The sequence below is a fragment of the Komagataeibacter rhaeticus genome (assembly GCF_003207855.1).
Classification (GTDB): domain Bacteria; phylum Pseudomonadota; class Alphaproteobacteria; order Acetobacterales; family Acetobacteraceae; genus Komagataeibacter; species Komagataeibacter rhaeticus.
Map to the genome: position 1 here is coordinate 1 of NZ_NKTZ01000043.1, position 7,384 is coordinate 7,384.

Genomic DNA, 7,384 nt, shown 5'->3' on the forward strand with positions numbered 1-7,384 from the left:
AGGACAGGACCTTGCGCGTGAACCAGTCCATGATCGCCACGAGATAGAGAAATCCCCGTTTCATGGGAATATATGTGATATCGGAACACCAGACCTGGTTAGGCCGATTGATGACCAGATCCCGTAGCAGATATGGATATTTCCGATGCTCCGGATGGGGCACGGTCGTGCGCGGCTTCTGGTAGATCGCCCGAAGGCCCATGATCGCCATGAGCCGCCGGACCCGCTTGCGGCCCACTTCATGTCCCAGGCGGCGCAGATGCCATGTCATCTGCCGTGAGCCATAATAGGGCGTTTCCAGGAACTGGGCGTCGATCAGCCGCATCAGCTCCAGATTGGCCTCGCTCTGTGGCACAGGCCGATAGTAGACGCCCGACCGGTTGAGTTGCAGCAGCGTGCATTGCCGGATTATCGGCAGACGCGCTCGCTTCGGGTCAATCATCTGCCGCCTCTGATCACGCCCAACCGAGCAGAGGCATCGCGTAAAAAATCCCGTTCCACGAGAAGCTCGCCTATCTTCGCGTGCAGTTTCTCCACATCAGCAGGGCTGACCGGGGGCTCCGCCACCGTCTTCCCGGAGAAGGTCGCCGCCATCCCCTCGATCGCCTGCCGTTTCCACTGGGCGATCATCGTCTGATGCACCCCATGTTTCGAAGCCAGTTCCGCCAGCGTCAGTTCCCCACGGATCGCTTCCAGGGCAACCCGTGATTTGAACTCCGCCGCATACCTCTTGCGCGTAACCTTGCCCATAAAACCCGTTCTCTCTCAGATCGGATTATAGCTTATCGCCCTGTCCGAAAAATGGGGACCACTTCTAATGATCCCTGCCAATGAATGTGAGCGTAAAGGCGATGCCTGGATGGCCAAAGCCCTGAACCCCGACAAAACCGCACAGGAACGCCAGAAAGCCGCGAAGGCTGCGATGTTTGCCTATGAAGATGCCCGCAAGCTGTTTCCGGCCGGGAGCGCGGACAGCGAGCGGACACGCAAAAAAGGCTACAGGGCACATGACATGGCCAACCGGCCGGTTGATGAATGGGTCCTGGATTGATGAGTTGGGTCTGGCACTGAAAAATCAGTACGACTGCCAGCCGCCCTGACAGCATGTCAGGACACATGCCAGTGCCGTCCGGCTCCGGCAGTCCGTCCCTTCCCGTCCTTCATAAAGGACCGGAAACGCATCATGGCCTACCGTAAAGGACCTGCCCCCGGAACTGACGGCCGCCGGGATCACCGCGGCATGATCCTGTCACAACGCGATGACAATAATCCGGGCCATCAGGACGGGCCGGTTCCCTCTGCCTGCTGACGGAATTGTCTCCACCCGCCAAAGACGGTTATGTCTGTCGCCCCGATCAGTCCTGCAGGCTCGCATATGAAGCCGGATACCTCGCTCCCGTCCGCCAGGCTGATCCGGCCAATACCCAGCGGCTGGGGAATACTGGCGACAAACCCCGCGAACTGCACGGGGGACAGGGACCAGATTTCCACCTCCACGCCATCCCCGTCATGATTGTCATCGCGCACCAGACCGGGTTTGGCGGGGACCGTGCCCGCCAGTTCATAAAGCCTGTAACCGGGGGCGGTCGTGGTCGTGCGGACGAAAAGGCCACCACGCCCGGTCAGTTCCCCATTCAGGGGCATGCCCCGCAGATGCGCGCCCACGACGGCAATCCGCAGCCTTTCCCCGGCCAGGGGCATGGGCACTGATGCGGGGTGGTATGCACCATCGGTTCCGGCCCCGCACTGCGCCGCCTGGTGCATGGCCGCCGCGAATGGCGCGATGGCGGCATCGCTATCGCAGGGGCCGACAATCTGTATTCCAAATGACAGGCCCGCGGCCGTGCGTCCCGCCGGAACCGCAATCGCCGCGCACCGCATGAAGTTGGCGAAGTTCGTGTAATACCCCAGATGGCTGTTAAGTTCGATCGGGTTGTCCATCATATCCGCCACCGTATAGGTGGATGGCGTGGTGGGCAGCAGCAGCGCATCGACCCTGGCCCATTCGCGATCGGCTTCCGCCAGCAGGGCCTTGAGCCGGTATTCCCCCTGAAAGACATCCACGGCCGTAAGCCGGGTGGCGTTGTGCAGGATATCACGCACCACCCCGTTCACCGCATCGGGCCGGGCCGTCAGGATATCCCGCGTCGCAACCAGCCGTTCCGCGACCCATGGACCGTTATAGAGCAGCGCCGCGGCTTCGCGATACGGGCGGTAATCAATTTCCACGATTTCCGCGCCCAGCATGCGTGCGCGTTCAACCGCCCGGACAAACAGGCCGCGAAACGCCTCATTCCCGAAAAAGGCCAGCTCATCGCCCGCCGGAATGCCCAGCCGAAGCCGGTCCGGCAGGGCCACTTCGCCCGGTTCGCGGGAATAGGGGTCGGTTGGGTCGCGCCCTTCCATCACGGCCCTGATTTCAATGCCATCGCTTACGCCCGGGGCGAATATGGTCACCACATCCAGCGTCCGGCAGGCCGGTACGACACCCGTATTGGACACCCGGCCGGGCGAAGGCTTGATCCCGACGATATTGTTCAGCGCCGCGGGCACCCGGCCGGAACCCGCCGTATCCGTTCCCAGCGCGAAGGATACCAGTCCGGCTGCAACCCCCACGGCCGACCCGGAAGAGGACCCACCCGAGATATAGCGTTCATCAAAAACACATCGTGGCGCGCCATAGGGCGACCGGGTACCATTCAGGCCGGTCGCGAACTGATCCAGATTGGTCTTGCCAACCAGTATGGCACCGGCGGCGACCAGGCGCGCGACCACCGTTGCACTGGCGTCGGGCCGGTAGGCGAATTCCGGACAGGCCGCCGTCGTGGCGAACCCGGCCGCATCGATATTGTCCTTTATGGCGAAGGGCACGCCCCACAGCGGTAGCGAATTCGCCCGTGGCGCCCGCGCCAGCAGGTCGGATATGGCGGCCGCCAGCTGCTCGTGGCTGGCGCGTGAAATAAAGATCGCCCGGTCGCCCGCGGCCTTGATGCGCTGCTCCACCACCGCGATGACCTGCGCGGGCGTGACACCGCTATCGTATGCGCGTCTTAGCGTGCCAAGATCCAGAATCCCGAACGTGTCATCCATTGCCGGCTGCTCCCGTGCATCCGCCGCCGTGGGGTGCGTCATCCAGTATCCTTACGGGCTTCCCCCACGAAATAAGCACCAGGCAGCCATTATCCGACCACACACGGTGAGCGGAACCGGGGGCGTTCACGACAACATCGCCCGCCCTGTAGGTGCCGCGTTCGTCGCTCTGCGCGCCGGTCAGCACGATAATCGTCTCCGTATCAGGGTGCATGTGGCGTGGAACCGATGCCCCGGCTCCATAGCGCAACAGGGCCAGCGTGGTCTCGCCGGCCGCATTGTCCGCAAGGCGGCATATGTCAACGCCGGGGCGGAAGGGGGTGAAAACCAGCCCGGACAGGTCACCACCAAGCAGGCCGGAAAACACGGCAGGGGACGTGGTCATGCTTTTCTCCCCGATGACCGGCTGCTTTCAAGGGCGGCCAGCAGGTCATCGCTGGACGCCACCGCCCCGAATACACCGCCCTGCATGGTGACCATTTTAAGTGCGGCTTCATGATTGCCCCGGTCGGTCGCACCACAGCAGTCTGACAGGATCAGGCATTCAAGACCCCGGTCATTCGCCTCCCGCATGGTGGTATGAACGCATACATCCGTGGTGATGCCGGTCAGGATCAGGTTGCGAATGCCCTGCCCCCGCAGCACGAGATCAAGGTCAGTGGCGTAGAAGGCCCCTTTTCCTGGCTTGTCGATAATGACTTCGCCCGGTCGCGGGGCCAGTTCGGGAATGATCTCCCACCCCGGTTCGCCCCGCACCAGTATCCTGCCGGCGGGCCCGGCATCGCCAATACCCGCGCCAGTCCGACGCGAGCGCCACAGCTTGTTGCGCGGCAGGTCGGACAGGTCCGGGCGATGTCCCTCCCGCGTGTGGATGATCATGAACCCGGCCTGTCGCATGGCGTCCATGACCCTGCCGATGGGCGCAATCGGCGCGCGGGTCAGGCTGATGTCATATCCCATCGTGTCAACATAGCCCCCCGGCCCGCAGAAATCCGTCTGCATGTCGATGACGAGCAGCGCCGTGTCATGCACGTTCAGGCGTCCGTCAAACGGCCAGTCATAGGGGTTGGCGCGCACTGTTACGTCCGCTGGCCCCATGGAAGCGGGAGAGATTGCAGGCGGCATGAACGGGGTTCCCTTGCCCTGCCAGGTCCGGAGCGACCATGACGTCAGCAGAAGGATCGGCAGGTTTACTGGCCGGCACAAGTGCTCTTTCCAGCGCGGCGTGGTGCCATATGGGCATCATGCCCGGCGCCATACGCAGGGCGTCGGGGCCGCCATCGCTGCCCAAACGGCACCACCGTGCGCTGGAAACACCGCTTGCCGCTACACAGGCCGCTGTTTCATGCTCTGGGGAAATGCAAGGGAAATGAAAATGGAAGCCCGCGTCACCTGTATTCCCGCCAGCGCGCCCAATGATATTTCGGGCCTGCGCGCCGCTATCGAAAACGGCCGCGTCTCCGCCGCCCATATTGTAGCCATCCTGGGCAAGACCGAAGGCAACGGGTGCGTAAATGATTTTACCCGTGGTTACGCCACCGACACGTTCAAGGCATTTCTGGGTGGCCTGACCGGGCAGGACGCGGGCGATATCGAACGCAGGACCGCATTCGTCATGTCCGGCGGAACCGAAGGGGGGCTGTCGCCACACTGGATCGTCTTTGAAATACATCCCGACCGCACGCCCCCCCGGCCGGACAGGAAGGCCCTGGCCATCGGGACGGCCACGACCCGCCCCTTCGCCCCGCATGAAATCGGGCGCATGCCACAGGTGAACGAAACCGCGCGTGCCGTGCGCGAAGCCATGGCCCATGCCGGTATCGACCATGTGGATGATGTGCATTACGTTCAGGTCAAATGCCCGCTGCTGACCAAGTCACGCATCGCCCGCGCGGTTGGTGATGGCCATACCGTCGCAACCACAAGTACGCTGGACTCGATGGGATATTCACGCGGGGCTTCGGCGCTGGGCGTGGCGGTTGCGCTGGGTGAAATAGGGGAAGACACCGTGCATGATGGCGTGGTCTGCCGCGATTACGGACTGTATTCCAGCCGCGCCAGCACATCTGCCGGGGTCGAGCTGATGGAAAACCAGGTGGTTGTCATGGGCAACAGCCCGCACTGGAGTGGCGACCTGCTGGCGTCGCATGATGTCATGGCCGATGCGATCGATGCGGCGGCACTGCTCCGCGCGCTGGCGAAGGTGGATATTCACGCCACCTGTCCCCTGCCGCCGGAGCCGGCACGGCGGGTCGTGACACTCCTGACCAAGGCGGAAGCATCCCGTTCCGGCCAGATCCGCAACGCCCGGCATACGATGCTGGATGACAGCGATATCGCCTCATCACGGCATGCCCGCGCGCTGGTGGGGGGTGTGATGGCGGGCGCGCTGGGGCGGACGGCGCTGTTCGTATCGGGTGGGGCCGAACATCAGGGACCGGACGGGGGTGGCCCGCTCAGCATTATCGTGCGACGTGGGGACTGACAGACCTGCAACCGGGGTGCCTGGTCCATGGCCTTAGATTTTACACGCATGCTCAGATACGTGGATGCCGTGGCCCGTGCGGGTTCCATCCGGGCGGCGGCGGAAAAACTGCATATCGTTTCTTCCGCCCTGACCCGCCGCATCCTGGATCTGGAACACGAACTGGGGACCTCCCTTTTTGAACGGACGCCGCGCGGGGTCAGGCTGACTGCGGCGGGTGAAGCCTACCTGCATTTTGCCCGCCATGCCCTGTCCGAACACAATGCCGTGCTGTCACGCATCGAGGACCTGAAGGGGCTGCGCCGGGGTGTGATCCGGCTGTCCTCCATTTCCGCCATCGCGGCGGAGGAACTGCCCCGGCTTATTGCCGATTTCCAGCAGGGCCATCCCGACGTGACCTTCGATATCACGATCGCCGGGTCGGACGATGTGGTGCGGAGCGTGGTGGAAGACGAAACGGATTGCGGCATCGCCTTCAATCCCCCCCCTGACCCCGCCTTCACCATACTGGCCCGGACACGGCAGCAGCTATGTGCGGTCATGCACCGCGATCACCCCCTTGCGTCACGGACGGTCCTGCGCCTGCCGGACTGCGCGGCCTATCGCGTGGCGCTGGGCGACAGTACGTGGGGGGGACGGCAGATGCTGGATCATTACCTGGCTGCATCCGGCACGGAGCTGAATGTGGGGCTACAGACGAATTCGAATGAAGTCATGGCAGGCTTTGCCCGTAACAACAGCGGCCTGTATTTCCAGATCGGATTCCATGAAAAACGCCATCCGCTTTCCACTGAACTCGTTGCCATTCCACTGGCTGAATTCCGTAACAGTACACGCCAGATGGTGCTGGGAATCAGGAAAGGCCGCAGCCTTCCCGTGATCAGTGACGTATTCTGCACATTCCTGCGCACATACCTGTTTGCCCGGCAGGAACCATCCGTATGAGATGTTCTGGTGGCATGCCCTTCCCGGCAGAAAGTGCCCCCCCGATATCTCGCTTTACTGGTGGTCTCCCTTGTCGGACGGAACCGTTAACAATCCCGCAAAATGCTACACTTTTTATTTTACAACAGAAATTATAAAGAAAAAATTTTCGATATTTCAGGGACTACCGGAATAATGAATAAGCGGCCAAGGATACGATCTCGGTTTCAGATACCGCTACCAGTCCGAAAAACTACCATCACAGCGTGATCCAGAACGGTGAGCCATTGTTCTCTTTCCCTTTAGATGATCGTTAAACGGGTCCTGACCTATCTAGAGGGTGTTATGCACCTTGGGCGAGTATAGCTGCATTTCTGAGCATGAAACATACGAATGCGATGACATGAAGACTTGCGAGTGTTGAGGCGTAACGCTCGTAATCCTTGACGAGTCTGCGGCATCGTGTAGCCCATGCGAAAGATCGCTCGACAACCCATCGGCGCGGCAGCAGCACAAAGCCGCGTTTGGCTTCGGGCAACCTGACGACCTCAAGGGCGATCCCCTGGGCCCGTGCTGCCCCGGCAGGTTTCTCGCCGGTATATCCCTGATCGACATAGGCCAGTTCAACGCTCTCGTCCGTCGCGTCCTGAATGGCGGTGGCAAGACGTCCCACCTCGGCGCGATCATCCCGACTGGCTGGTGTGACATGCAGGGCCAGCAGATGCCCCAGCGTGTCCACGGCCATGTGCAGCTTTGATCCCTTTTTGCGCTTGGCCCCATCATATCCGTAACCGGCCGCTCTGGGCCGCCTTGATTATGCGGCCTGTCTGTGCAGTGTATTCACGGGTTTCCAGTTCCATGGCAACAGTTCGTGGAGCCGGTTGA

General features: G+C 61.9%; 6 protein-coding genes and 2 pseudogenes. 3 read left to right on the top strand and 5 right to left on the bottom strand.

Annotation, left to right across the window (positions count from 1 at the left end; genetic code table 11):
- Nucleotides 1-750: pseudogene (locus tag CFR78_RS15595) on the bottom strand (IS3 family transposase); the annotation flags it as partial.
- A gap of 67 nt (nucleotides 751-817) precedes the next feature.
- On the opposite strand from CFR78_RS15595, the gene CFR78_RS15600 reads away from it, so the two are divergent.
- A complete protein-coding gene (locus CFR78_RS15600) occupies nucleotides 818-1,051 on the top strand; it encodes a hypothetical protein (protein WP_007400250.1) in 234 nt (77 codons plus the stop codon).
- Between the two features lie 227 nt (nucleotides 1,052-1,278).
- Here CFR78_RS15600 and atzF read toward each other — a convergent pair whose 3' ends face one another.
- From atzF to biuH, 3 genes are read right to left on the bottom strand one after another with little or no spacing between them, the layout of a single operon-like run.
- Nucleotides 1,279-3,132, bottom strand: coding sequence for an allophanate hydrolase (gene atzF, locus CFR78_RS15605; protein WP_110581350.1), 1,854 nt, complete (start codon nucleotides 3,130-3,132; stop codon nucleotides 1,279-1,281).
- A complete protein-coding gene (locus CFR78_RS15610; protein ID WP_110581351.1) occupies nucleotides 3,083-3,475 on the bottom strand; it encodes a cupin domain-containing protein in 393 nt (130 codons plus the stop codon). The genes atzF and CFR78_RS15610 overlap by 50 nt, the downstream gene beginning before the upstream one ends.
- Nucleotides 3,472-4,215 (bottom strand): biuret amidohydrolase, encoded by a 744-nt coding sequence (gene biuH, locus CFR78_RS15615; RefSeq protein ID WP_258366202.1) that lies wholly within the window; start codon nucleotides 4,213-4,215, stop codon nucleotides 3,472-3,474. Before biuH ends, CFR78_RS15610 begins: the two co-directional genes overlap by 4 nt.
- Nucleotides 4,216-4,465: 250 nt before the next feature.
- Here biuH and atzD point away from each other — a divergent pair, with 250 nt between their 5' ends.
- On the top strand, nucleotides 4,466-5,575 hold the full coding sequence (gene atzD / locus CFR78_RS15620) for a cyanuric acid amidohydrolase (protein ID WP_276527317.1): 1,110 nt from the start codon (nucleotides 4,466-4,468) through the stop codon (nucleotides 5,573-5,575).
- A gap of 27 nt (nucleotides 5,576-5,602) precedes the next feature.
- On the top strand, nucleotides 5,603-6,520 hold the full coding sequence (locus CFR78_RS15625) for a LysR family transcriptional regulator (RefSeq protein WP_110581354.1): 918 nt from the start codon (nucleotides 5,603-5,605) through the stop codon (nucleotides 6,518-6,520).
- A gap of 322 nt (nucleotides 6,521-6,842) precedes the next feature.
- Here CFR78_RS15625 and CFR78_RS15630 read toward each other — a convergent pair.
- A pseudogene (locus CFR78_RS15630) lies at nucleotides 6,843-7,286 on the bottom strand (transposase); the annotation flags it as partial.
- Nucleotides 7,287-7,384: the final 98 nt, after the last annotated feature.

What these genes read in the sequence shown, in the direction of transcription:
- CFR78_RS15600 (WP_007400250.1), top strand. Translation starts at nt 818, where the DNA reads ATGATCCCTGCCAATGAATGTGAGCGTAAAGGCGATGCCTGGATGGCC.
- atzF (WP_110581350.1), bottom strand. Translation starts at nt 3,132, where the DNA reads ATGACGCACCCCACGGCGGCGGATGCACGGGAGCAGCCGGCAATGGAT.
- CFR78_RS15610 (WP_110581351.1), bottom strand. Translation starts at nt 3,475, where the DNA reads ATGACCACGTCCCCTGCCGTGTTTTCCGGCCTGCTTGGTGGTGACCTG.
- biuH (WP_258366202.1), bottom strand. Translation starts at nt 4,215, where the DNA reads ATGCCGCCTGCAATCTCTCCCGCTTCCATGGGGCCAGCGGACGTAACA.
- atzD (WP_276527317.1), top strand. Translation starts at nt 4,466, where the DNA reads ATGGAAGCCCGCGTCACCTGTATTCCCGCCAGCGCGCCCAATGATATT.
- CFR78_RS15625 (WP_110581354.1), top strand. Translation starts at nt 5,603, where the DNA reads ATGGCCTTAGATTTTACACGCATGCTCAGATACGTGGATGCCGTGGCC.